This is a genomic window from Rhodoluna sp., assembly GCF_024639375.1.
In the GTDB taxonomy this organism is placed as follows: domain Bacteria; phylum Actinomycetota; class Actinomycetes; order Actinomycetales; family Microbacteriaceae; genus Rhodoluna.
This window is the reverse complement of record NZ_JAHEIM010000003.1, coordinates 54,610-78,766: the sequence shown is the minus strand read 5'-3', so window position 1 is coordinate 78,766 and position 24,157 is coordinate 54,610. Positions and strand designations below refer to the sequence as shown.

General features: G+C 52.7%; 23 protein-coding genes and 1 tRNA gene. 1 reads left to right on the top strand and 23 read right to left on the bottom strand.

Features of this window, described 5'->3' with window-relative positions; all coding sequences use genetic code 11:
• Positions 1–33: 33 nt before the first annotated feature.
• The 23 genes from Q0L28_RS01935 to Q0L28_RS01825 form a co-directional block, all read right to left on the bottom strand.
• On the bottom strand, positions 34–300 hold the full coding sequence (locus Q0L28_RS01935) for a F0F1 ATP synthase subunit epsilon (protein ID WP_296630839.1): 267 nt from the start codon (positions 298–300) through the stop codon (positions 34–36).
• Positions 301–302: 2 nt separating this feature from the next.
• Positions 303–1,757, bottom strand: a complete 1,455-nt coding sequence (gene atpD / locus Q0L28_RS01930; protein ID WP_296630836.1) for a F0F1 ATP synthase subunit beta — start codon at positions 1,755–1,757, stop codon at positions 303–305.
• A gap of 15 nt (positions 1,758–1,772) precedes the next feature.
• On the bottom strand, positions 1,773–2,681 hold the full coding sequence (locus Q0L28_RS01925; protein WP_296630834.1) for a F0F1 ATP synthase subunit gamma: 909 nt from the start codon (positions 2,679–2,681) through the stop codon (positions 1,773–1,775).
• Positions 2,682–2,735: 54 nt separating this feature from the next.
• Entirely contained in the window at positions 2,736–4,403 is a 1,668-nt protein-coding gene (gene atpA / locus Q0L28_RS01920; RefSeq protein WP_296630832.1) for a F0F1 ATP synthase subunit alpha, read from the bottom strand.
• A gap of 46 nt (positions 4,404–4,449) precedes the next feature.
• Complete coding sequence (locus tag Q0L28_RS01915) at positions 4,450–5,253, bottom strand: F0F1 ATP synthase subunit delta (RefSeq protein WP_296630829.1); 804 nt, start codon at positions 5,251–5,253, stop codon at positions 4,450–4,452.
• On the bottom strand, positions 5,253–5,813 hold the full coding sequence (locus Q0L28_RS01910; protein ID WP_296630827.1) for a F0F1 ATP synthase subunit B: 561 nt from the start codon (positions 5,811–5,813) through the stop codon (positions 5,253–5,255). The genes Q0L28_RS01915 and Q0L28_RS01910 overlap by 1 nt, the downstream gene beginning before the upstream one ends.
• 18 nt (positions 5,814–5,831) lie before the next feature.
• Positions 5,832–6,062, bottom strand: a complete 231-nt coding sequence (gene atpE, locus Q0L28_RS01905) for an ATP synthase F0 subunit C (RefSeq protein ID WP_296630825.1) — start codon at positions 6,060–6,062, stop codon at positions 5,832–5,834.
• A 45-nt stretch (positions 6,063–6,107) separates the two neighbouring features.
• Positions 6,108–6,869 (bottom strand): F0F1 ATP synthase subunit A, encoded by a 762-nt coding sequence (gene atpB, locus Q0L28_RS01900; protein ID WP_366843392.1) that lies wholly within the window; start codon positions 6,867–6,869, stop codon positions 6,108–6,110.
• 243 nt (positions 6,870–7,112) lie between these two features.
• A complete protein-coding gene (locus Q0L28_RS01895) occupies positions 7,113–7,517 on the bottom strand; it encodes a hypothetical protein (RefSeq protein ID WP_296630823.1) in 405 nt (134 codons plus the stop codon).
• Positions 7,501–8,607: an MraY family glycosyltransferase gene (locus Q0L28_RS01890; RefSeq protein ID WP_296630820.1), complete on the bottom strand. Its 1,107-nt coding sequence runs from the start codon at positions 8,605–8,607 to the stop codon at positions 7,501–7,503. The genes Q0L28_RS01895 and Q0L28_RS01890 overlap by 17 nt, the downstream gene beginning before the upstream one ends.
• 1 nt (position 8,608) lies before the next feature.
• Complete coding sequence (locus Q0L28_RS01885) at positions 8,609–9,301, bottom strand: L-threonylcarbamoyladenylate synthase (protein ID WP_296630816.1); 693 nt, start codon at positions 9,299–9,301, stop codon at positions 8,609–8,611.
• A gap of 25 nt (positions 9,302–9,326) precedes the next feature.
• On the bottom strand, positions 9,327–10,181 hold the full coding sequence (gene prmC / locus Q0L28_RS01880) for a peptide chain release factor N(5)-glutamine methyltransferase (protein WP_296630814.1): 855 nt from the start codon (positions 10,179–10,181) through the stop codon (positions 9,327–9,329).
• 3 nt (positions 10,182–10,184) lie between these two features.
• On the bottom strand, positions 10,185–11,267 hold the full coding sequence (gene prfA, locus Q0L28_RS01875) for a peptide chain release factor 1 (RefSeq protein ID WP_296630812.1): 1,083 nt from the start codon (positions 11,265–11,267) through the stop codon (positions 10,185–10,187).
• A 3-nt stretch (positions 11,268–11,270) separates the two neighbouring features.
• Positions 11,271–12,974, bottom strand: coding sequence for a transcription termination factor Rho (gene rho, locus Q0L28_RS01870; protein ID WP_296630809.1), 1,704 nt, complete (start codon positions 12,972–12,974; stop codon positions 11,271–11,273).
• Between the two features lie 147 nt (positions 12,975–13,121).
• On the bottom strand, positions 13,122–14,042 hold the full coding sequence (gene thrB, locus Q0L28_RS01865) for a homoserine kinase (protein WP_296630806.1): 921 nt from the start codon (positions 14,040–14,042) through the stop codon (positions 13,122–13,124).
• Positions 14,042–15,124, bottom strand: coding sequence for a threonine synthase (gene thrC, locus Q0L28_RS01860; RefSeq protein WP_296630803.1), 1,083 nt, complete (start codon positions 15,122–15,124; stop codon positions 14,042–14,044). The genes thrB and thrC overlap by 1 nt, the downstream gene beginning before the upstream one ends.
• Positions 15,124–16,443, bottom strand: coding sequence for a homoserine dehydrogenase (locus Q0L28_RS01855; RefSeq protein ID WP_296630800.1), 1,320 nt, complete (start codon positions 16,441–16,443; stop codon positions 15,124–15,126). Before Q0L28_RS01855 ends, thrC begins: the two co-directional genes overlap by 1 nt.
• Positions 16,444–16,446: 3 nt before the next feature.
• A complete protein-coding gene (lysA, locus tag Q0L28_RS01850; protein ID WP_296630903.1) occupies positions 16,447–17,865 on the bottom strand; it encodes a diaminopimelate decarboxylase in 1,419 nt (472 codons plus the stop codon).
• Complete coding sequence (gene argS / locus Q0L28_RS01845; RefSeq protein WP_296630797.1) at positions 17,865–19,523, bottom strand: arginine--tRNA ligase; 1,659 nt, start codon at positions 19,521–19,523, stop codon at positions 17,865–17,867. Before argS ends, lysA begins: the two co-directional genes overlap by 1 nt.
• Positions 19,524–19,655: 132 nt before the next feature.
• Positions 19,656–20,522: a carbohydrate ABC transporter permease gene (locus Q0L28_RS01840; protein WP_296630795.1), complete on the bottom strand. Its 867-nt coding sequence runs from the start codon at positions 20,520–20,522 to the stop codon at positions 19,656–19,658.
• Positions 20,519–21,499 carry a sugar ABC transporter permease gene (locus tag Q0L28_RS01835; RefSeq protein ID WP_296630793.1) on the bottom strand — a complete coding sequence of 327 codons (981 nt, stop codon included), beginning with the start codon at positions 21,497–21,499 and terminating at the stop codon, positions 20,519–20,521. The genes Q0L28_RS01840 and Q0L28_RS01835 overlap by 4 nt, the downstream gene beginning before the upstream one ends.
• A gap of 128 nt (positions 21,500–21,627) precedes the next feature.
• Positions 21,628–22,911, bottom strand: coding sequence for an ABC transporter substrate-binding protein (locus tag Q0L28_RS01830; RefSeq protein ID WP_296630790.1), 1,284 nt, complete (start codon positions 22,909–22,911; stop codon positions 21,628–21,630).
• Positions 22,912–23,051: 140 nt separating this feature from the next.
• On the bottom strand, positions 23,052–24,008 hold the full coding sequence (locus Q0L28_RS01825; RefSeq protein ID WP_296630787.1) for a glycosyl hydrolase family 32: 957 nt from the start codon (positions 24,006–24,008) through the stop codon (positions 23,052–23,054).
• Between the two features lie 77 nt (positions 24,009–24,085).
• Here Q0L28_RS01825 and Q0L28_RS01820 point away from each other — a divergent pair.
• Positions 24,086–24,157: transfer RNA gene (locus tag Q0L28_RS01820), tRNA-Arg, on the top strand.

Genomic DNA, 24,157 nt, shown 5'->3' with positions numbered 1-24,157 from the left:
GCTCAACCGAGCGGGTTTTTTATTTAAGAATCTTTAGATCAGTGCAGCGTGACGAGCAACCACGGTTACTACGTCGTGCTCAACTGACAGAAAACCATCTTCGGCACTGGCCTTGATTGATTCGCCATCGGCTAGAGTGATGCGCACTTCACCGTTGCCAAGAATTGCAAGCATTGGCTCGTGACCAGGTAGCAAACCGATTTCACCTTCGACAGTCTTTGCAACAACCATCTTGGCTTCGCCAGACCAAACGGCCTGGTCGGCAGCTACAAGTTCAACGTGAAGAGTCTTTACAGACATAATTACTTGCTCTGCTTCTGAATCTTGTCCCATTCCTTGAGAACATCGTTGATGTCACCAAGGTTGAAGAACGCCTGCTCACCAACGTGGTCGAAGTCACCGCGGGCAATAGCCGAGAAGCCTTCAATTGTGTCTTTAAGCGGAACTGTTGAACCAGCAACACCGGTGAACTTGGTAGCCATGTAAGTGTTCTGTGACAAGAAGCGCTGGATGCGACGGGCGCGTGAAACTGTGATCTTGTCTTCTTCTGAAAGTTCTTCAACACCAAGAATCGCGATGATTTCCTGAAGTTCCTTGTTCTTCTGAAGAATTGACTTCACGCGAGTTGCAGTCTCGTAGTGGTCCTTCGAAATGTAGCGAGGGTCCAAGATGCGAGAGGTTGAAGTCAGTGGGTCCACCGCAGGGTATAGACCCTGAGAAGCAATGTCACGAGAAAGCTCGGTTGTTGCATCCAAGTGGGCAAATGTGGTTGCCGGGGCTGGGTCGGTGTAGTCATCCGCAGGCACGTAAATTGCCTGAAGTGAGGTAATCGAGTGACCGCGGGTAGATGTGATGCGCTCCTGAAGAAGACCCATCTCATCTGCCAAGTTTGGCTGGTAACCCACAGCAGAAGGCATGCGGCCTAGAAGTGTTGAAACCTCTGAACCTGCCTGAGTAAAGCGGAAGATGTTGTCGATGAACAACAGCACGTCCTGCTTCTGAACATCGCGGAAGTACTCCGCCATGGTCAGTGCTGAAAGTGCAACGCGAAGACGCGTGCCAGGTGGCTCATCCATCTGGCCGAAGACCAGTGCGGTCTTGTCGATAACGCCAGACTCGGTCATTTCGTCGATTAGGTCGTTACCCTCACGAGTGCGCTCACCAACACCGGCGAACACAGACACACCGTCGTGGTTTTCTGCCACACGGTAGATCATCTCTTGAATCAAAACGGTCTTACCAACACCGGCACCACCGAAAAGACCAATCTTTCCACCCTGAACATAAGGGGTAAGCAAGTCGATAACCTTGATGCCGGTTTCGAACATGGTGGTCTTCGACTCAAGCTGGTCGAACGCAGGAGGCTGACGGTGAATTGACCAAGTCTCTTTAACTTCGATCTTTTCGCCTGGCTTAGCGTTTAGAACTTCACCGGTCACGTTGAATACGTGGCCCTTGGTGACATCGCCCACAGGAACTGAGATTGGAGCGCCAGTGTCAGAAACGGTTGCGCCGCGAACCAAACCATCGGTTGGCTTCAGAGCAATCGCACGCACTAGGTCGTCTCCGAGGTGCTGAGCAACCTCAAGAGTAAGAGTGGTCTTCTCGCCAGCTACATCGAGCTCGGTTGTGAGCGCGTTGTAGATAGCAGGGATGGCATCGTGCGGGAACTCGATGTCAACAACTGGACCGGTAACGCGCGCGATGCGCCCGGTGCCGGCTGCAGTAGCTGCTGCCTTCTTCTTGGTCTCGGCCATGTCTCTTTCCTTCTCTTAGTCCTGGTCGTCGACAACAGACAGTGCGTCTGCTCCACCAACGATTTCGGAAATCTGTTGCGTAATTTCTGACTGACGCGCTGCGTTTGACAGGCGGGTGTAGTTTTTGATGAGCTTGTCGGCGTTGTCGGTAGCTGACTTCATTGCCTTCTGGCGAGCTGCGTGCTCAGAAGCTGCAGATTGCAACATTGCATTGAAGATTCGGCTCTCGATGTAAACCGGAAGCAGTGCGTCTAGAACCTTGAGTGCATCTGGTTCAAACTCATAAAGCGGGAAAACCTCTGACGCGTCAGGGGTTTCGACACCCTCAACAACCTCAAGAGGCAAAAGGCGAACAACTTCAGGCACCTGAGCGATCATCGAGATGAAGCGGTTTGACACTAGGTGAATCTCGTCAACACCGCCATCTGCGTAATCGGTGTTGAAAGCTGCAACTACTGCATCGGCAATCTCTTTAGCGGTGTCGAACTGTGGCAAATCAGAGCCACCGATCCACTGCTTTACAGACTCGCGACGACGGAAGTTGAAGCTAGCTACTGCCTTGCGGCCAACTAGGTAGTAAACAACCTCTTTGCCTTGGCTTTCAAGCAAGTTGGCCAGCTGGTCTGCTTCTTTCAGCACGTTTGATGAAAACGCACCAGCAAGACCACGGTCTGAGGTGAAGATAACTACTGCAGCGCGATCAATGCGAGCCGGCTCGGTGGTTAGCGGGTGGTCAACGTTAGAAAAAGTTGCCACAGCAGAAACCGCACGAGTTACAGCACGTGAGTAAGGCGCCGAAGCAGCAACGCGCTGCTGAGCCTTATAGATGCGCGATGCGGAGATCAGCTCCATGGCGCGAGTGATCTTCTTGGTGGTCTGTGCAGACTTAATTTTCTGTCTGTAGACACGCAGTTGTGCTCCCATGGTTCCCTCCTCGCTTTCTAAATCTGGTTGTTTGAATAGATGTTTTTAGAAGAATTACTTCTTCTTTGCAGCGGCTGGCTTCTTTGCAGGAGCCTTCTTCTGCTTAACGATCTTTTCTTGGCCAACTTCGTCTTCGTCAAGAACGGTTGCATCGCCAGCTGAAGCTAGTGGTGCGCCGCCCTTGGTAGCAAAGCTCTTCTTGAACTTGGCAACAGCCTTGTCTAGCTCGGCAATTGTGTCGCCTTCAAGGTTGTTGGTTTCGCGAATGGTGGTCAGAATCTTGGTGTTGCGGCGCAAGTAGTCAAGAAGCTCTGACTCGAAACGCAATACATCTTCAACCGGAACCTCGTCTAGCTTGCCGGTGGTACCAGCCCAAACTGAAACGGTCTGGTCTTCAACTGAATATGGTGAGTACTGAGGCTGCTTTAGAAGCTCCATCAAACGTGCACCGCGGGCTAGCTGCTGGCGTGAAGCTGCATCTAGGTCCGAAGCGAACATTGCGAATGCCTCAAGTGCGCGGTACTGAGCAAGTTCAAGCTTCAGGGTTCCTGAGACCTTCTTGATGCCCTTAACCTGAGCCGCACCACCAACACGAGAAACCGAGATACCTACGTCAATCGCAGGGCGCTGGTTTGCGTTGAACAAGTCTGACTGCAAGAAGATCTGACCGTCGGTGATCGAAATCACGTTGGTTGGAATGTATGCAGAAACGTCGTTTGCCTTGGTCTCGATGATTGGAAGACCAGTCATTGAGCCGCCGCCAAGTTCGTCGTTCAACTTTGCACAACGCTCTAGCAAACGTGAGTGAAGGTAGAACACGTCACCTGGGTAAGCCTCGCGGCCTGGTGGACGACGTAGAAGAAGTGAAACCGCACGGTAGGCCTCGGCCTGCTTTGAAAGGTCATCGAAGATGATCAGAACGTGCTTGCCGCCATACATCCAGTGCTGACCAATTGCAGAACCGGTGTAAGGAGCTAGGTACTTGAAACCTGCTGGGTCAGATGCAGGAGAAGCCACGATGGTGGTGTACTCCATTGCACCGGCTTCTTCTAGAGCACCCTTTACAGCAGCAATAGTTGAACCCTTTTGACCGATTGCAACGTAGATGCAGCGAACCTGCTTCTTGACGTCGCCTGATTTCCAGTTGTCTTTTTGGTTGATGATTGCGTCGATAGCAATCGCAGTCTTACCGGTCTGACGGTCACCAATGATTAGCTGACGCTGGCCACGACCAACTGGAATCATGGCGTCGATTGCCTTGATGCCGGTCTGAAGTGGCTCGTGAACTGACTTACGAGCCATAACGCCAGGAGCCTGAAGCTCAAGAGCACGACGACCCTCGGCCTTGATGTCGCCTAGACCATCGATTGCGTTACCCAGCGGGTCAACAACGCGACCCAAGAAGTTGTCGCCAACTGGAACAGAAAGAACTTCACCGGTGCGGTGCACTTCCATGCCCTCTACGATGCCTTCGAAGTTTCCAAGAACAACGGTACCGATCTCGCGCTCGTCGAGGTTCAGGGCAAGACCCAGAGTGCCGTCTTCGAACTTAAGCAATTCGTTAGCCATTGCACTAGGCAGACCTTCAACGTGAGCAATACCGTCACCGGCATCGATTACGTGACCTACCTCGGCGCGTGACGCCTTGGCTGGCTCATAAGACTTTACGAAGTCCTTTAGAGCGTCGCGAATCTCGTTCGGGCTGATTTTCAGATCTGCCATCTCTTATCCTTTGCTTCTGGGTAAACCCGGTTGTCTTTGCTTGCAATTAAGCGAGCTGAAGTTTTGCTGCTGTTAAACGTGAGCTGAGGCTGCCATCAAGAATCTCGCCGGCAACCTGCACTTTGATTCCGCCAAGGATGTTTTCATCAACCTCAACGTTTAGCTTGAGGCTCTGTCCGTATGACTTTGCCAAAACCGCTTCTAGTCGCTGCAACTGGCTTGCGCTAATTGGTGCTGCGACTGTGACAGTGGCAACTAGGCGAAGAGCGAACTCTGAAACCTGCTTGCCAAACTGTTCAAGAACTACTGAAACGCGACGACGACGTGCACCGGTGATGGCGCGACGAATAAGTGTTGCCGCTTCTGCTGTGACCTTGCCCTTGGTTAGTGCTTCAACCAACTTGAGCTTTGCCTCTTCGCTAGCTAGTTGGTCGCCCAGCGCAAACTGAAGTTCTTGGTCTGAATCAACTGCAGATTGAAAAGCGAAAAGCTCGCTTTCAACCTTGGCCAGGTTCTTGTTTTCGGCTGCGATAGCTGAGACTGCAAATACAGCCAGCTGCTCAAATGCTGAAACCAAGTCTTGGCCAGTTGACCAGCGCAGCCCAACCAGTGAAGTCACAAACTCAAGCGCAGTCTTTGACAGGTTCTTGCCGAATACGGCAACAAGAGCACCTGACTTTGCGGCAGCCTCGGCGGAAGGGTCCGAGAGGATGCTGCGCAACTGAGTTGAAGATGCTACGGCTGCGCCGACTGCAAACAACTCTTCTGCGAACTTAAGATCTGCCGTAGCCAGCAACGGGGTTAGCGTTGCCTTGGCTGCGACGATTGACTGCCTGGTTGAACTGGCCATTAGTTCTTCTTGCCTGCCTTGTCGCTTGCTTCGAGGTCGGCCAAGAATTGGTCAACTACGCCGCTTGCGACTTTGTCGTTCTTTAGGCTGGCGCCTACAACGCTTGATGCTAGATCGATTGCGAGTGAACCAACCTCTGCACGAAGCGAGATAAGTGCTGCCTGACGTTCGGCTTCAATTTGAGCCTTCGCGGTAGCGGTTAGACGAGCTGCCTCTGAAGCTGCCTGCTCTTTAAGCTCAGCCAAAATGACTGCGCCTTCAGCGCGAGCTTCTTCGCGGATCTTTGAAGCTTCGGCGCGTGCCTCTGCTTGCTCGGCTTCGATGTTTGCAGTTTTTGCTGCAGCTTCAGCTTGTGCTTTTTCAGCAGCTTCGAGGCGACCTTCGATCGCTTCGGTGCGTGCATCCAAAGTTTTCTTGAAGTTCGGAAGAACCTTGAACCAGAAGAAAGCCAGCAGAATTACGAAGACAACCGACGACCACAAAAGATCATACGAAGCTGGCAAAAGTGGGTTAGGCGCTGCCTCACCCTCCGCCGCTGCGATAAGAATCTTTGAAATCATGGTTTAGATCCTGACTGATTAACCGAAGATGAATGGGGTTGCAAGACCGATAAGCGCTAGCGCCTCGGTAAATGCGATACCAAGCCACATGGTGACCTGAAGCTTTGCAGCCAACTCAGGCTGGCGTGCGATTGACTCGATGGTCTTTGAAACAACTAGACCCACACCGATGCCAGGACCAACTGCTGCTAGGCCATAACCGATAACTGCTAGGTTGCCGCTTAGTTCGGCAATGTTAGTAACGTCCACTTTGTATTTCCCTTCCGTGGTTTAGAGCTGACGGTTGTCAGATCTTTAGTGCTCGTCTGATAGGGCCAACTGAATGTAGACCGTGGTCAGCAGAGTAAAAACGTATGCCTGCAAGAACGCAACCAACAACTCAAAGAGTGTGAATGCGAACCCAAAGACGAATGTGCCGGCACCGAAAAGCTTGAAAGCACCTTCGGCGTTGAACAAGAAGAACTGAGTTGCCGAGAAACAAAGCACTAGCAACAAGTGGCCAGCAATCATGTTCATGGTCAAACGAAGAGCCAGGGTAACCGGGCGAAGAATGAAAGTTGAAAGCAACTCAATTGGAGTCACCAAGATGTAGAAGGCTGGCGGAACGCCGGCTGGGAACAGTGACGCCTTGAAGAAGCCAACGCCGTGCTTCTTGATTCCCGCGTAGATGAAGGTGACATAAGCGGCGAGCGCCATCACGATTGGCAAACCGATTACTGAAGTACCAGCGATGTTCAATCCCGGGATAATGCCCGTGATGTTCATGCCCAAAGTTACAAAGAAGATTGTGGTTAGCAACGGCAAGAAGCGGTCGCCGTCTTTTTCGCCAAGCTGATCGTGGGCAATGCTCTTGCGCACAAAGTTGAGTGAAATTTCACCCATCAGCTGGAATTTGCCAGGAACGAAAGTCTTGGTCTTGTTGGCCTGCTGGAACTTGCGAGTCCAAAGCCAGAAAACGACTACTAGAAGTGAGAGCACTAGCAAACGAATCAGCATGATTCGGTTCAGCGCAAAAGGAGTGCCTTCAAAAGCCAAAATCTCTGGATAGAACTCCATGATTGAAGGGGCGTGGAAGCCACCGCCCGACTCCTCGGTGCTGGCTGCTACGTTTAGCAGGTTCAGTGCGGTAGTAAACAGCGTCGTGTACTCCTGTTTCGGGGCAAGGTGTTAAAGCCTTGCGGCGATTTACAGTGCGATTTAAGCATCTAAAGTTCCCTGACGCTTGCGATTATCCTAACAGCACGAACCCCGCCAAATCACGGTTTTAGCGCCATCGGCTAATTTTTTTGCGATTTTTTATCAGTCGCCAACCACAGGAATTCGAGCTTTCAGAAAAGCCAAAGAATCCACGGCCAAGGTTCCCAAAATTGAAGCCACCAAAGTGAAAAACAAAACTGGTCCGTTGATGAAGTCTGCGCCTTTTAGAGCACCAATCACCAGGATGAAGGCCACCAACTTAACAATCCAGCCGCCGAGCACTAATCCGAAGAAACCACCCAGTGGCAATTTGCCACCGAGCCACACGCTGAGCGCGGTGAGAGAGACGAAACCTAGGGCCAATGCTGCACCGATAAGTGCGCTGATTAGACCCGGTTGGCCGGCCACGGCAAAACCAATGCCGCCGCCGATGATTGCGATGGTCGCGGTTAGTAGCGAACCTTGAATCAGCACGCGACGAAACAAGCCGTTAATTGCTTTCGACATTTACTCTCCTCTTGAGAACTGGCCAAACGGTGTAAAGCAGTGCGCCAGCAATGCCAACAATGAAGAACAACGCCACAGCCCAGGCTTCTAAGAAGAAAACCAACAGGCAAGAAAGTGAAATCACGGCGGTCCAGATATAAAAGACCAGCACCGAACCTAGGTGAGAGTGGCCAAAGTCTTGAAGGCGGTGGTGAATGTGCTGGCGGTCGGCGGCAAACGGAGATTTGCCGGCACGCAAGCGACGGAACACCGCTAGGCCAAAATCAAGCAGTGGCAAAACCAAAATTGCGAGCGGCAAAATCAGTGGAATGAATGCAGGCACCAATTCACCGCGGTTTACCTGCTGCGGATCAATTTGCCCGGTGACGGTGAGCGCCGAGGTTGCCATTAGCAGCCCAAGCAACATTGCCCCTGAGTCGCCCATGAAGATTTTGGCGCGATGCCAGTTGAACGGCAAGAACCCGAGGCACATGCCAATCACGATGGCCGAAATAAGCGAAGCCAGGTTGAAGTAGTTGCTTGGCGAGGTCTGCTGGGCCAGTAGGTAGCTGTAGGTGAAGAACACCAGGGTGCCAATTAACACCACGCCGGCCACAAGGCCATCCAAGCCATCAATGAAGTTCACGGCGTTCATTACCAGCACGGTTAGAAAAACGGTGACGATAAACGAGATGCCGAAGCTTCCAATGGTTAGCCCACCAATTGGCAGCGAAACAATTTGCACGCCTTGCCAGGCCAGAATTCCTGCGACAACGAACTGGCCGGCAAGTTTGAGGCTCCAGTCCAAGTCATAAAGATCGTCGAGAAAGCCAATCACCGTGATGAGTGCAGCGGCAGCCAAAATTGCCAGGATGTGAATTGGGTCGCTAAACACACTGCGGAACCATCCGAGGGAACCGGCGAAAATAAGTGCAACGGCAAAGCCCACAAACATGGCGATGCCGCCAAGGCGCGGGGTTGGGCGGGTGTGCACATCGCGGGCGCGAATCTGCGGATAAAGCTTGTAGCGGTGCGAAATTTTGAGAGTTGCAAATGTGCCGATGAATGAAACCACTGCGGAAATCAGCATGATCAACAAATATGCGCGCACTTTATGCAGCCTCTTCTAACAGGTCGCCAACTACGGTGCGAATTCGGTCGGCGCTAAGTGCACCGCGACGAACCATCTTGATGCTGCCGGTTGAAATTGCGTTGCCTTCTTCGTCGAAGGTTTCGGTGATGTTGGTTAGGTCAAGAATTGTTGAGGCTTCGCCTTTCGGGCTGGTGCCGGCATCAAGGTAAACCTTTACTGAAGCACCCAAATAAGCCTCGGCTTGCTGGCAAGTTGCTGCTGCCGGTAGGCCGGTTAGGTTGGCACTCGAAACTGCCATTGGGCCTACTTCTTCAAGCAGGGCCAGTGCGATTTTGTGGTCTGGAATTCGCAGGGCAACGGTTCCCTTGGACTCCCCTAGGTTCCACTGCAGCGAAGGTTGGGCTCGCAAAATCATGGTGAGCGCGCCGGGCCAAAAAGTTTCGGCAAGTTTTTGAGCGATTACAGGCACCGATTCAGCAAGTGCGTGCATGGTGGCAATGTTTGGGATCAGCACGGGAGGTGGCGACTGAGGACCGCGACCCTTCGCGGCGAGCAACGCCTCTACTGCTTTTGGGCTGAAGGCATTGCATCCGATGCCATAAACGGTGTCGGTTGGCAACACCACAAGTTCGTCGCGACCCGCGGCCACTTTGGCTAGGCGCATGCCGGTAAGCAGATCAGTGTCGACTGAGCAATCGTAGATGCGCTCCATTTTTGCCCCTCGCTTTCTGAACTAATTACTTAATTGCGGTGACTGCACGATCGCGGCCCGTTAAATCTCGGTGCGAACGAACTTGACGCCATCCATCTGCCAATAGTAGTTGAACCACTTGATCGGCTTGGGAGTCGGCATGCTCAATAATCAGCGAACCACCGCTGTAAAGCAGTCGCTTAGCCGTTGCCGAGACGTGATGAATAACGTCCATGCCTTCCTCGCCGCCATAAAGCGCCAGAGCTGGGTCAAAGTCACGCACCTCGATATCGCGTGGAATGGCATCGATTGGAATGTATGGCGGGTTTGAAACTACAACTGCAACTGTGCCGTTGAGTTCATTAAAGGCATCAGCAAGGTCACCCAGGATAAGCGCTGCGCCGCAGTCTTTGTAGGCTGCAAAGTTGCGGCTGGTGAACTCAAAAGCTTGCTCTGATTTTTCAACCGCAAATACTTTTGAGTTGACAACTTCGGTTGCAATCGAAAGTGCAATGGCACCTGAGCCAGCGCCTAGGTCAACCGCGATTGGTTCGGGTTGTGCCACCTGGCGAATAGCGTCAATCGCCAATTGAGCGACGAACTCGGTTTCAGGTCGCGGAATGAAAACACCACGGCCAACCTCGAGTTCAAGATTGCGAAAATGTGCTTTGCCGGTGATGTGTTGCAGCGGTTCGCGCGCGAGGCGACGACCATAAAGATTATTGAGTTCGTCAGTTTGGGTTTCGGTGAGCTCTGCTCCCCTAATCACCTCGGCTTGAATTGCTCCGCGACTAAGACCCAGAACATGACCCGCAAGCAATTGCGCGTCTACTTCTGCCGAATCAATTCCCGCGGCTTCAAAGCGCGCTGCCGCGTGCTCAATCAGATCACGAAGCAGCATTTCTTACTTTGGTTCGTTTCCGATTGCGGCTAGACGAGCTTCTTCATCCATGGCAATTGCCGACTGAATCACAGGCTCAAGCGCGCCATCCATCACGGCATCAAGGTTGTATGACTTGTATCCGGTGCGGTGATCTGCAATTCGGTTTTCTGGAAAGTTGTAAGTGCGAATGCGCTCTGAACGGTCAACCGACTTCACCTGAGACTTGCGAGCAGCAGACTGCTCTGCCTCTATTGCCTCTTGCTGGGCAGCCAAGATGCGCGCACGAAGCACACGCATGGCGGCTTCACGGTTCTGCAGCTGTGACTTTTCATTCTGCATTGCAACCGTGATGCCGGTTGGCAAGTGAGTGATTCGAACCGCTGAGTCGGTGGTGTTAACCGACTGACCACCTGGGCCCGATGAACGGTAAACGTCGATGCGCAAATCGTTCTGGCTAATTTCAACTTCTTCTGGCTCATCAACTTCTGGAAAAACCAAAACACCAGCTGCGGATGTGTGAATGCGACCTTGAGTTTCGGTTGCCGGCACGCGCTGAACGCGGTGCACACCACCTTCATATTTCAAGTGAGCGTGAACACCCTGTGCTGGGTCAGTTGAGTTACCTTTGATGGCCAACTGAATGTCTTTAATGCCGCCAAGGTCAGACTCGTTCTTGTCAAGAATTTCGGTCTTCCAACCCTTTGAGTTGGCGTACTGAATGTACATGCGCAACAGGTCGGCTGCGAACAGCGCAGATTCAGCGCCACCTTCACCGGCCTTGATTTCCATAATTACATCGCGGCCGTCATCCGGGTCGCGAGGAATCAATAGGCGGCGAAGCTTTTCGTTGGCTGCAACCAAACGCTCTTCGGTGAGGGTTGCCTCTTCGGCAAACATCTCATCTTCTTTGGCCAACTCTTTAGCGGCCTTCAGATCTTCGTTAAGCGAAACCACTTGGTTATAAGCAGCAACAATTGCACCCAACTCCGCATAGCGGCGGTTGAGTTTCTTAGCTAGCGCTGGGTTGCTGTGCAACTCCGAATCAGAGAGCTTGCCCTGAAGTTCGGTGTATTCAGCAAGTAGCGGTTGAACCGATTCGAGCAATTATTACTCCGAGTCTGAACCAGTTGGAACTGGCATTGACTTCTGAACCTGCATCAAGAACTCAACGTTGCTTGAAGTTTCTTTCAAGCGGCTAAGCACAAGCTCGAGAGCCTGCTGCTGCTCAAGTCCGGCAAGTGCGCGGCGAAGCTTCCAAACAATTTTGGTCTCGTCTGGGTTCATCAGAATTTCTTCACGACGAGTACCAGAAGCGTTTACGTCAACCGCAGGGAAGATGCGCTTGTCAGCCAGCTGACGTGACAAGCGAAGCTCCATGTTTCCGGTTCCCTTGAACTCTTCGAAGATAACTTCGTCCATCTTTGAACCGGTCTCTACAAGAGCGGTTGCCAAGATGGTTAGCGAGCCACCGTCTTCGATGTTGCGGGCAGCACCGAAGAATCGCTTTGGTGGGTAAAGCGCTGATGAGTCAACACCACCAGAAAGAATTCGGCCAGATGCTGGAGCGCTCAAGTTGTAAGCGCGGCCAAGACGAGTAATTGAGTCAAGCAACACAACAACGTCGTGACCAAGCTCAACCAAACGCTTTGCGCGCTCAATTGCCAACTCGGCTACGGTGGTGTGGTCTTCAGCAGGGCGGTCGAAGGTTGAAGCGATAACTTCACCCTTAACTGTGCGCTGCATGTCGGTAACTTCTTCAGGGCGCTCGTCTACCAGAACAACCATTAGGTGAACCTCTGGGTTGTTCTGAGCAATTGAGTTTGCAATTGCCTGAAGCACCAAGGTCTTACCGGCCTTTGGTGGTGAAACGATCAATCCACGCTGACCCTTACCGATTGGTGAAACCAAGTCGATGATTCGAGTGCTTAGTTTGTTTGGCTCAGTCTCAAGACGCAAACGAGTCTGTGGGTAAAGCGGAGTTAGCTTGCCAAACTCAACGCGAGTTGCAGCCTGCTCAACGGTCAAGCCGTTGATTGAGTCAATGCGAACGATTGCGTTGAACTTTTGACGACCCTGGCCTTCGCCATCGCGAGGCTGGCGAATTGCACCAACTACAGCGTCACCCTTGCGCAGGTTGTACTTCTTTACCTGACCAAGTGAAACGTAAACATCGTTTGGACCAGGCAGGTAACCGCTGGTGCGAACGAATGCATAGTTGTCGAGAACGTCCAAGATTCCAGCTACTGGAACTAGAACATCATCCGGAGAAATTTCTGGTTCGATTTCGTCCATCGAGTTGCCGTTGCCGCCACGGCCGCCTCGGCGGTCGCGGTCACGGTAGCGGTCGTTGCGGTCGCCGCGGCCACGGTTGCGGTTGCGGCTGTTGCCGTTGCGGCGCTCGTCGTTGAAGTCGCGCTCGTTGCGTGAGTCGTTGTCGCGGGTTGAGTTGTCGCGCGCTGCGTTTTCACGAGGAGCGCTGTCACCCTGGTCGCCATCGCGGTCTGAGTTGTTTGATTGCGAGTTATCGCGGTTGCGGTTGCGATTGCGGTTGCGGTTGCGGTTGTTGCCTGAACGCTCTGAGCGTTCGCCCGACTCGCTAGAACCTGAGTCGCTTGAACCTGAGTCGTTTGATTTGCTTTCGCTTGCTGGCGCTGCAGTTTCGCTTGACGCTGCTTCTGCCTTTGGTGCACGAGTGCGAGGAGTCTTTTTGGCAGCAGTTGCGTCATCTGAGATTGGCGCTGGAGCTGCTGCTTCTGCTACAACTCGGCGGCTCTTGCGCACTGGAGTTGTGGTTTCCTGGATTTCATCCATGTTTTTTGATTGCTCTTTCTTGAGTAATTCTGCGCCTAAGTGATTCTTAGATTTCGCAGCTAAACGCGGCCTTGCCGCGAGTGAATCGCAAGTGTGTTGCGAGGATTTCATCAAAAGGCTTTTTGTGAAGCCCGACCGCGAAGCGGCCTATCGATGCAGTACTACAGTAGCACCTTTGAAGTCGACCGCCAACAGCAATGCCTTCCACTGCGGATAGTGTGTCTCGGCTAGTTTGGCGGCTTCTAGGCGTTCTGCAGGGTCGCTGGCCAGAACCAACACCGATGGGCCAGCACCTGAAACCACCGCTGCGTGGCCGTGCTCGCGCATCAGCTTCACAATGGCATCGGTCTCCGGCATGGCCGCGGCGCGGTAATCCTGGTGCAAACGGTCTTCGGTTGCAGCAAGCAACAGTTCTGGGCTTTGTGTCAGTGCGGCAATCAAAAGAGCCGAACGAGAAACGTTAAAAACGGCGTCATCGTGAGGCACTGAATCTGGCTGAAGTGAGCGAGCCAAGGCGGTTGACATCTTGTGGCTTGGAACCAGCTCAAGCGGTGAAACACCACGGTGCACAAAGAGCTTCTTGTGGTGTGGGCCAGACTCGTCTTCCCAGGCGATGGTCAAGCCACCGAATAGTGCGGGAGCAACGTTGTCTGGGTGACCTTCAAGTTCGGTGGCTATGTTGAGCAAATCTTGATCGTGAATTTCAACGATGCCGTCGAGCAAACCCTTGGCTGCAACGATTCCAGAAACTACTGCGGCACCAGATGAACCCATGCCACGGCCGTGAGGAATGATGTTGTGAGCAGTCAGCTTCAACCCCGGCAAGGTCTGACCAAACTTCTTAAAAGTGAATGCGATTGACTGCACTACCAAGTTGCTAGCGTCGGTTGGCACATCCCCCGCGCCTTCACCGTGCACTTCAACGAATGCGCCTTCACTGGCCACGGCCTCTACTTCTAGCTCGTCGTAGTAAGACAGAGCCATTCCTAGAGTGTCAAAGCCTGGGCCAAGGTTTGCCGACGTTGCCGGAACCCGCACCGTAACTTTGCGACCGATGAGTGAAGTCATTAGCTGTTTTTAACCAGACCCAAGCGCTCGGCTACGGCTTCAACCTTGTTGGCAACGGCTTGAGGTTTGATGTCTTTGCCGCTCTCGGTCTTAAGGGCCCACATCGGGTCTTTCAAACCGTGACCAGTCACAGTGACAACGATGGTTGAACCGGCAGGAACTTCACCAAGTTTTGAGTGCTTGAACAAACCAGCTGCACCGGTTGCCGATGACGGTTCAACAAACACGCCAACTTCTTGTGACAAGAAGCGGTGCATCCAAAGAATTTCTTTGTCAGACGCATAACCAAATTGACCACCGGTTGATTCACGAGCGGCAAGAGCAAGGTCATATGAAGCTGGGTTGCCAATGCGAATTGCAGTTGCAATGGTGTCAGGCTTCTTAACCGGGTTGCCGAATGTAAACGGAGCTGAACCCTCAGCCTGGAAACCCCACATCTTTGGCAATGCCTTGATGCGACCAGCGGTTAGATCTTCGGCGTAGCCCTTTGAATAAGCGGTGTAGTTTCCGGCGTTGCCAACTGGCAGCACGTGAAAGTCAGGTGCGAAACCAAGTGCGTCAACAACTTCGAATGCGCCGGTCTTCTGACCTTCGATGCGGTCTGGGTTAACCGAGTTCACTAGGTGCACTGGGTAGTTTGCCGCTAGATCGCGAGCCAAGTCGAGGCAGTCATCGAAGTTGCCTTTAACCTGCAGAATCTGGGCCTTGTGAGCAACGGCCTGACTTAGCTTTCCAAGTGAAATTTTGCCCTTTGGCACCAAAACCACTGACTGAATTCCGGCCGCTGCGGCATAGGCTGCAGCTGAAGCTGAAGTGTTTCCGGTAGATGCAGCAATAACTGCCTGCGCACCGTGACCTACAGCTTTTGAAACCGCCATGGTCATGCCGCGGTCTTTGAATGAACCGGTTGGGTTCATGCCCTCAACCTTTAGCAGCACGCGCTCGGCGCCAACCAACTTGGCAAGTGCAGGAGCCTCAACCAAAGGCGTGCCACCTTCACCAAGGGTGATCACCGGGTTATCCGCGGTGATGTCTAGACGGTCGAAATATTCGCGGATAACTCCGCGCCATTGGTGGGCCATTAGATTCCTTCTACTCGAATGACTGAAGTAATAGATGCAACGCTGTCGCTTTCTGCAAGAGATTCGACCACTGCACGAAGCGATGCTTCGGTGGCCTCGTGTGTGCCAACCTCAAGGTAAGCGGTTGGGCGCATGCTGCCGTCTTTTTCACGAACCGCTTGCTCAACGGTTTCGATTGAGACCTGGTGGTCGGCAAAAATGTTTGCAACCTTGGCAAGCACACCCGGCTGGTCGGTGACCTCAAGTGTGATTTGGTAGCGAGTGTAGGCACGGTCAATCGGCAAGATTGGCAAGTTGGCGTGCACTGAGTCAGCAAGACCAGGGCCACCGGCAACGTGACGCTTGGCAGCAGATACTAGGTCACCCAAAACTGCGGATGCGGTCTGCACTCCACCGGCGCCAGCACCGTAGAACATAAGTTGGCCGGCAGATTCTGCCTCAACGAACACAGCGTTAAACGCACCGTGCACAGCAGCAAGTGGGTGCTCGCGCTCAATCAGCGCAGGGTGCACGCGAACTGAAACGCCTGACTCACCGTTTTCATCCGCAGGAACGCGCTCACAAATTGCAAGCAACTTAATTACATAACCATCGCGCTGAGCAGCAGCCATCTGCTGAGCGGTGATCTTGGTGATGCCTTCGCGGTAAACCTTGTCTAGTGGCACCTCGGTGTGGAAAGCAAGGTAAGCAAGAATTGCAGCCTTCTGTGCAGCGTCAAAAGCTTCGATGTCTGCGGTTGGGTCTGCCTCTGCATAACCAAGTGCAGTTGCCTCAGCCAATGCAGACTCGAATGAAGCACCGGTGGTGTCCATGCGGTCAAGAATGTAGTTTGTGGTTCCGTTCACAATTCCCATGATGCGGTTGACCTTGTCACCGGCTAGAGATTCGCGAAGCGGGCGGATGATCGGAATTGCACCGGCAACTGCTGCTTCGAAATAAAGCTGCGCGCCAACCTGCTCGGCTGCATCAAACAACTCGGTGCCGTGACTTGCCAACAGCGCCTTGTTGGCAGTGACCACATCTGAGCCAGAGTTCAAAGCCTGAAGAATGTAAGTGCGGGCTGGCTCAATGCCACCCATAACTTCAACCACGATGTCAGCACCCAAAATGAGTGGCTCGGCGTCGGTGGTTAGCAATTCACGAGGCACGCCTGCATTGCGAGGTGAGTTGATGTCACGCACGGCAATGCCAACTAGTTCAAGCTCGGCGCCAACACGGGCAGCAAGTTCGGCCTTATTTTCGATTAGCAAGCGCGCAACTTGAGAACCTACTGAACCGGCACCCAGCAACGCAACGCGCAGCGGACGATATTCTTCCATCAGTTAACTCTTCTCATTCTTTTGTGTTGCCTGGTACTTCAAATCTCTGCTGAACAAATCTGCTTCTGTTTCACCGCGGATAATCAATCGCGCCTGGCCGTTGCGCACTGCAACCACTGGCGGTCGTGTCAAGAAGTTGTAATTGCTCGACAGCGAGTAGCAATAGGCGCCGGTGGCAGCTACCGCTAGAAGATCATTTGGCTGAACATCTGCAGGCAGATAGTCATTGCGTACAACAATATCGCCACTTTCACAGTGCTTGCCAACTACACGCGACAAAGCTGGGGCCGCATCACTGCTGCGAGAGGCCAAAAGAGTGTGATATTCCGCTTCGTATAAGGCCGGGCGGGCGTTGTCGCTCATGCCGCCATCAACCGAAACATATTTGCGAACCGCTGGGCTGGCTCCGTCGGTGACCTTTACTTCTTTAATCGTGCCCACGTTATAAAGCGTGATGCCAGGGTTGCCGGCGATGAATCGACCAGGCTCGAAGGCCAGCTTCGGCACTGAGATTTTGTGCTTGGCACATTCCTCGGCGACGATCGCAGTGATGGCGTCGGCAAAGTATCCGATGTTTGGAGCCTTGTCGCCTGGCTTGTAGTTGATGCCAAAGCCGCCACCAAGGTTGATCTCAGGAATTTCTCCGCCGGCCAATAGTTGGGCGTGCAATTCAATTAGTCGCTTGGTTGATTCAACAAAACCTTCAACGGCATAAATTTGCGAGCCAACGTGCTGGTGTAATCCCAAAAACTTCAAGTGAGAGTGCGAACGGATTTTTGCAACCAAAGCAGCTGCATCGGCAAGTGCGATGCCAAACTTTTGGTCTTCACGTGCAGTAGCCAAAAAGTCGTGAGTGTTGGCGTGCACGCCTGTGTTAACACGCAGGCGAACTCCCTGCACTTTGTCTTGTGCGCCGGCCGCCGATGCAATGCGCTCGATCTCGATTTCTGAATCGATGACGATAGCGCCAACGCCTGCGGTCACAGCACGACCGATTTCAAAAAGCGATTTGTTGTTGCCGTGCAAGCCGATGCGGTTGGCATCGATGCCGCCAGCAAGGGCAGCAGCAAGTTCGCCACCAGATGCAACGTCAATGTTCAAACCAAGTTCGTCGATCCAGCCAACAATCTCGGTTGAAAGGAATGCCTTGCTCGCGTAGTAGACCTTGGCTTCAGTGCCAATTTTCTTTGCAGCATCGGTTAGCGCGTTTCGGGCAGCGGTAGCACGCGCGCGAAAATCATCCTCGTCGATTACATAAAGAGGTGTGCCGAACTGAGTGGTTAGTTCGCTAACCGCAACGCCAGCAATCTCAAGTTCGCCGGTAGCGCGACGCTTGGTGTGACGCGGCCAAACTTTTTCATCAACGGCGTTCACGTCTGCCGGTTGGTTCAACCAATTAGGTGCAAGCGGATTTGACACGATTACATCCTCTCCGGTGCGCTAACACCAAGCACGGCCAAACCATTGCGAAGCACTACCCCGGCGGCGTCGTTTAGCCACAGGCGGGTGCGGTGCACGGTTTCAACCGGAGTTTCGGCCAACGGAGTGACGCGGCAGGCGTCATACCAACGGTGGTAGGCGCCAGCAACTTCTTCTACATAGCGAGCAACACGGTGCGGCTCACGGAACTCTGCTGCATGAGCCATTACTCGAGGCAATTCAATTAGCTTGGCCAGCAGCTCAGACTCGGTTGCGTGAGTTAGCAAGCTCGGATCAAACTCGCTGCGGTCAACGCCGAGGCTCGCCGCGTTCTTAGCAACCTGTGCAGTGCGCGCGTGTGCATATTGCACGTAGAACACTGGATTGTCGTTGGTCTTCTTTTGCAATTGCTCAAGATCGATGTCTAGTTGCGAGTTGATTGAAGAGCGCGCAAGTGCATATCGAGCTGCATCGACACCAACTACTGAAACTAGGTCTTCCATGGTCACCACTGTGCCCGCACGTTTTGACATGCGAACCGGCTCACCGTTTTGAACTAGATTCACCATCTGACCAATAAGAATTTCAAGATTCAAACCAGGTTGATCGCCAAACGCTGCACACAAAGCCATCATGCGCGGCACGTATCCGTGGTGGTCGGCACCAAGCATGTAGATGCACTGGTCAAAACCGCGCTCACGCTTGTCTAGGTAATAGGCGATGTCACCCGCGATGTAGGCAGCTTCGCCATCGCTCTTGATGATTACGCGGTCGCGGTCGTCACCAAAGGTGGTTGAGCGCAACCAAATAGCGCCATCTTCTTCAAAGATGTGACCCAGTTCGCGCAATCGATTGATTGCTTTTTCAACCGCGCCAGATTCATAAAGCGAGTTCTCGTGAAAATAAACGTCGAAGTCCACGCCAAAGTCGTGCAGCGATTCGCGAATTTCCTGGAACATCAATTCAACGCCGGCTGCGCGGAATGCCTCTTGAGCCTCGGCTTCTGGAAGAGCCAATAGGTCGGCGGCGGTTTCGGCCAAAACACGGTCGGCAATTTCTTGAATGTAGGCGCCGCCGTAGCCGTCTTCAGGTGCAGCTTCGCCGCGCGCCCTGGCCAACAATGAACGAGCAAAGCGATCAATCTGAGCACCGTGATCGTTGAAGTAGTACTCACGAGTGACTTCTGCGCCCTGTGCCGCAAAAACGCGAGCCAGCGAGTCGCCCACTGCAGCCCAGCGAGTGCCACCCATGTGAATTGGGCCGGTTGGGTTTGCAGAAACGAATTCAAGATTTAGTTTGACGCCGGCAAGGTCGGTGCCACGGCCAAAGCTTTCGCCTGCTTCAACGATGCTCTTTGCCAGTTCGCCAGCCGCGGCGGCATCCAAAGTGATGTTAATAAAACCAGGGCCCGCAATGTCTACCTTTTTAACGCCGGCTACCTGAGCCAGCGGCGCAGCCAACAGCTCGGCAAACGCGCGAGGGTTGGTGCCAAATTTGCCAGAAAGCTGCATTGCGCAGTTTGTAGCCCAGTCGCCGTGTTCACGGTTTTTGGGGCGCTCGATGACCACTTCGGCAGGCAAATCTGCAGGGCCAAGCTTGCCATCAGCTTGCAAGGCAGCAAGGATGCGCACGATTGCGGCAGATAAGTCTGCAGGAGTCATAAAAGGGGCCTTATTAGAACGAGGCCTAACTGGCCTGCACTTGCGAGGATTTACCTCTAATCATACGAGAAAGGCGGTTGCTAGAGCCTTTTGACCCCGGCAACCGCCTTGTTCGTTTGAAGCTTGGCTGCTTTACTTCACCGCACCTGCGGTTAGTCCGCGAACGAAGAAGCGCTGCAAAGCAAAGAAAACAATTACTGGAATAACCAGCGAGATGAATGAGCCGGCTGCAACGGTTTGCCAACCATCTCCGTATTGACCCAAAAGCCGAAGCAACTTATAGGTCATTACCGACTTTTGTTCGCCAACGAAGATGAAGGCAATCAAATAGTCGTTCCAAACCCAAAGGAACTGGAAGATCGCAAACGATGCAATCGCTGGAACCGACATCGGGATGATTAGCTTCCAGAAGATTTGGTAGTAGCTAGCGCCATCGATGCGTGCTGCTTCAATGAGCGAAACTGGCAAGGTCATCATGAAGTTTCTCAGGATGTAAATCGCCAATGGCAACGCGAACGCCGCGTGCACGATCCAGGCGGAGGCAAAGTTGCCCACCAACTCGATGCCGAAGGTCTTCTTTAGCCAAACCATTCCCTTTAGAACAGGAATCAGCGCTGACTGCAAAGGCAAGACCATGAGAGCAACCAAGCTTGCGAACATGATTTCGCGGCCCTTGAACTCAATAAAGGTGAATGCATATGCTGCGTTAGCTGCAATTACCAAAGGCAAGATTGTCGCCGGGATACTGATCACTAACGTGTAGAGCAGCGAGTCAAGCATTCCGCCTTCGACTGCCTTATTGAAGGAGTCGAGCGACCAAATCTGACCAAACGGATTGAATACCGCTTCCCACCAGCCGGTTGCCGCCGCTTCATCGCGGTCACGCAATGAAGTGACTAGCAAACCTACGGTTGGCATCGACCAAATAACAACTAGCACCGCAAGAGTGATCGTTGAACCCAAGCGCCAGTTGCGAATAACTGCAAAGAACTTGTTCATCGGATTTCCTCCTGGTGACGAGCGGTTTTAATTTGCAACCACATAAGCGGAGCAATCAAAACACACAAGATTGTGACAACGGCAGCAGAGCCACCGATGTTGGACTCGACGAAGAAAAGTCGGTAGTACTCGTAGCCAAGCACGCTGGTGTTGAAGTTACCGCCAGTCATCGCAAGCACTACGTCGAAGACCTTCATCACACCGATAACGGTGGTGATAAACACCGACATGATGGTGCCGCGAATTTGCGGAACAATCACGCTGATAAAAATTTTCAGAGGGCCTGCGCCGTCGATGCGCGCCGCCTCGATGGTCTCCTCTGGAACCGCCTTGATGGCTGCAGACAACATAACCATAGAGAATCCAGCGTTTAGCCAGATAACGACGATCATCAGCAAGAAGCTGTTTAGTCGACCAGAGTCGATTGAAAGCCAAGGCTGCGCGGTGCCGCCGGCTGCTTCAACAACTGCGTTGAGCAAACCAACCTGAGGGCGGCCCGGAGGCGGATAGTCGTATAGGTAGCCCCAGATTGTTCCGGCGGCCACAAAGCTAATTGACATCGGCATGAAGATCAATGACTTCATGATCTTTTCGCGCTTAGGGCCAACGTTGTTGGCTAGGTTCGCGAAGACCAATCCGAAGCCCACTGTGATTGCAGGCACAAACGCAACCCACAAAAAGTTGTTAAGCAAAATGCCGAGAAAGTTTGAATCGGTGAACAGCGTGGCGTAGTTCTCAAAGCCAACGAAGTTCTTTGCGCGCTTGTCGAAGAACGACCAAGCGATGGTTTGAAAAAACGGAAGAACCGAAACTACGATCAGCAGCACCGCTGCTGGCAGCAAGAAGGAGATTGCTCTCAACTTCTCTTGCGTTTTAACCGGGAGCAGTCGAACCAAGAAATCTAGTAGCCAATAAATTGCCCAGCTACCGGCAACACCCAAGATGATTGCAACGATGCCAACAATAATGTCGCTCATGCCATACTCCGTTTTCGTTATTGCGATGGTTCAAAGTGTAGTTCTGAGAGAAAACACTGGCGGAGGCAAATGCCCCCGCCAGCGTTACTTCTCAATAACTTTCTATTGCTAGAAAGCTTTGTTCAGTTTTAGTACTTTGAGTCGATGCGAGCAGCAGCTTCAGCCCATGTTGCCTTACCAGCAACAAAGTCTGTGCCTGCAGCCCAGAACTCAGCGTTAACTTCTGAAGGCATCTGGTCTGAACCATCGAAACCGAATAGAGCAGCGCCGGCCATAGCCTCACCGATCTTCTTGTTTAGAGCGTTCGGGTACAGAGCAACGTCGAAGTCGTTGTGTGGAGAGATAACACCAGTAGAAACCATCTTCTCGCCAACCTTGGTGCTGTAGATGAACTCAGCAACCTTCTTGACATCTGCGTCAACGTGACCAGCGAATACAGCAGCTAGGTCACCGCCACCAAGAACAGCCTGAGTTGCGCCCTCAGGTGCAGGAAGTGGGAATGCGTCAGCGTGGGTGTAGTCCTGTGCATCTAGCTCTGCCTTGATGTTGTCAGGGAAGAAACCAGTGATGAATGAACCCTGGCGAAGCATGAAACACTGACCCTTGGCCTGGCCACCGGTCTCGAATAGAGGTGCGGTGTTACCGAAACCATCGGTAGCCATTGAAGCGCCGCCACCGTTAACCTGACCAGGAGCAAGCAAGCGCTTTGCAACTAGGTCAGCAGCTGCGGTGATCTCAGGTGAAGCGAAGTCGATGTCTCCAGCAACCCACTGTGCGTACTTTTCGCCACCAAGGGTGTCAAGAACGTACTGTTCCATCCAGTCGGTGAATGCCCAACCAGTTGCGCCACCAGATTCGATACCTGCACACCATGGGTAGCCAGCCTTGTCAGCCTGGATCTTTGCCTCAAGTGCTACAAGCTCTGCCTCAGTAGTAGGAACTGCGTAGCCGTGCTTGGTGAATTCTGCTGGGTTGTAGAAAACCATTGACTTCATGTTTGCTGAAACTGGCAAACCGTAAACGTCACCGTCAACAACTGCAAGAGTGTCCCAACCAGGAACAAGAGTCTTTGAGATTGCTGCTACGTCAACTACGTCCTTTAGAGGAACTAGGTTGTCTGCAGCAAGGTCCTTAAGACCACCTGGCTGTGGCCAAAGAGCGATGTCTGGCTCCTGGCCAGCTTCGATCTTTACCTTGATGTCTTTGTCGAATGATGCAAGAGAGGTGAAGGTGATCTCGATGCCGTTTGCTGCACCGAACTCGTCTAGAGAAGCCTGGAATGCCTTGGCATCCGCTTCACCGTATCCGCCGAAGATTGTAACTTTGCCGTCACCCTCTGGTGCGCCTGCGGCACAACCGGTAAGTGAGACCGCTGCTAGAGCTGAGATAGCTGCAACTGATAGGAACTTCATTCCTAGCTTCATACTCAATAGTCCTTTCAAAGAAACACTGAAAGCGGTTACTTTCAATGTGCAGAGCCAGACTAGCCAGAGAAAAACACGAAATGGTAAAGAAAAGGTCGATTTAAGATAACGATTTGTAAACGCTTACATTAAGCCTGGGATTTAGGTACCAGCCCAAGGATGGAGTCTGAGGTCACCGGAATCGGGTCACAAAGCTCCCCCAAGAATTCACCATCTACATTGTTCAAGAATGCGATTAGCTTCCAGCCACCCTGGCGGTCTTGCACCAATCGAGAAGCGTAAAGACGCAGGTCTGGAAACAAAACCGCACGGTTGAAATCAACATCGGATAGGTCTGCGGCTACCGGAAGACTGTAAACGCCGCCAATTTCGCCGTTCGCTTTGCGCTCATCCGAGAGCCAAAGTGGCCCGCAACAGAACAACAAAATTGGAATGCCGTCGACTATTTCAAACTGAAAAACTTCGGTCTCGCCAAAACCCTGACCGGGGCCACCCAACGGTGGTTGAATTTGCCAAGTTTTTAAATCGCTAGATTTGGCCACTCCCATGATGGCTTCTTCGCGACGGCTCTTGGCTTCAATCGATCCCGCAGTAGTCAGCATGGTCCAGGTATCTTCACCTGGCAATTTGAATACCCATGGATCTCTAAAGGGTTCATTATCAAAACCGGCTGCCAAAGTTTTATACCAACGCGAATCGGCAGCAACAATCGGCTGCTGCTCGAGCTTGGTCCAGGTCATTAGATCGGTCGAAGTTGCAGCGCAAACAGTCTGACGCTCCCCCGCGTCTTCACGACTAGTGCCGGTGTAGAACATCCACCAAACGCCGTCATCGTTTTGAACCACTGACCCAGTCCATGTGGTCCAACTATCTGGCGCTGGAGATTCAGATGGAGCAATTGCATCTGCAACCACTGTCCAATTTTTAAGATCATCAGAAATTGCATGGCCCACAGTCACGTTTCGGTGGCGGCGATTTTGATCACCAAGAGCTCGCGACGCTTGCAGATAAAAGGCGTGATGTTTTTCACCGTCAAATACGAACCATGAATCCCAAACCCACTGGCTCGGCAACTTAAGCGCCACTGCTGCTCCTTGATCTACTCTTTGAAAACTCCCCAAGCCTAGAGCATGCCCACTGTTAGTCTTGGTCTGCACCCTTTGCCCCTATAGCTCAGGGGATAGAGCGCCGCTCTCCGGAGGCGGGTGCGCAGGTTCGATTCCTGCTAGGGGCG

What these genes read in the sequence shown, in the direction of transcription:
- Q0L28_RS01935 (WP_296630839.1), bottom strand. Translation starts at nt 300, where the DNA reads ATGTCTGTAAAGACTCTTCACGTTGAACTTGTAGCTGCCGACCAGGCC.
- atpD (WP_296630836.1), bottom strand. Translation starts at nt 1,757, where the DNA reads ATGGCCGAGACCAAGAAGAAGGCAGCAGCTACTGCAGCCGGCACCGGG.
- Q0L28_RS01925 (WP_296630834.1), bottom strand. Translation starts at nt 2,681, where the DNA reads ATGGGAGCACAACTGCGTGTCTACAGACAGAAAATTAAGTCTGCACAG.
- atpA (WP_296630832.1), bottom strand. Translation starts at nt 4,403, where the DNA reads ATGGCAGATCTGAAAATCAGCCCGAACGAGATTCGCGACGCTCTAAAG.
- Q0L28_RS01915 (WP_296630829.1), bottom strand. Translation starts at nt 5,253, where the DNA reads ATGGCCAGTTCAACCAGGCAGTCAATCGTCGCAGCCAAGGCAACGCTA.
- Q0L28_RS01910 (WP_296630827.1), bottom strand. Translation starts at nt 5,813, where the DNA reads ATGATTTCAAAGATTCTTATCGCAGCGGCGGAGGGTGAGGCAGCGCCT.
- atpB (WP_366843392.1), bottom strand. Translation starts at nt 6,869, where the DNA reads ATGGAGTTCTATCCAGAGATTTTGGCTTTTGAAGGCACTCCTTTTGCG.
- Q0L28_RS01895 (WP_296630823.1), bottom strand. Translation starts at nt 7,517, where the DNA reads ATGTCGAAAGCAATTAACGGCTTGTTTCGTCGCGTGCTGATTCAAGGT.
- Q0L28_RS01885 (WP_296630816.1), bottom strand. Translation starts at nt 9,301, where the DNA reads ATGGAGCGCATCTACGATTGCTCAGTCGACACTGATCTGCTTACCGGC.
- prmC (WP_296630814.1), bottom strand. Translation starts at nt 10,181, where the DNA reads ATGCTGCTTCGTGATCTGATTGAGCACGCGGCAGCGCGCTTTGAAGCC.
- rho (WP_296630809.1), bottom strand. Translation starts at nt 12,974, where the DNA reads ATGGATGAAATCCAGGAAACCACAACTCCAGTGCGCAAGAGCCGCCGA.
- thrB (WP_296630806.1), bottom strand. Translation starts at nt 14,042, where the DNA reads ATGACTTCACTCATCGGTCGCAAAGTTACGGTGCGGGTTCCGGCAACG.
- thrC (WP_296630803.1), bottom strand. Translation starts at nt 15,124, where the DNA reads ATGGCCCACCAATGGCGCGGAGTTATCCGCGAATATTTCGACCGTCTA.
- Q0L28_RS01855 (WP_296630800.1), bottom strand. Translation starts at nt 16,443, where the DNA reads ATGGAAGAATATCGTCCGCTGCGCGTTGCGTTGCTGGGTGCCGGTTCA.
- argS (WP_296630797.1), bottom strand. Translation starts at nt 19,523, where the DNA reads ATGACTCCTGCAGACTTATCTGCCGCAATCGTGCGCATCCTTGCTGCC.
- Q0L28_RS01840 (WP_296630795.1), bottom strand. Translation starts at nt 20,522, where the DNA reads ATGAACAAGTTCTTTGCAGTTATTCGCAACTGGCGCTTGGGTTCAACG.
- Q0L28_RS01835 (WP_296630793.1), bottom strand. Translation starts at nt 21,499, where the DNA reads ATGAGCGACATTATTGTTGGCATCGTTGCAATCATCTTGGGTGTTGCC.
- Q0L28_RS01830 (WP_296630790.1), bottom strand. Translation starts at nt 22,911, where the DNA reads ATGAAGTTCCTATCAGTTGCAGCTATCTCAGCTCTAGCAGCGGTCTCA.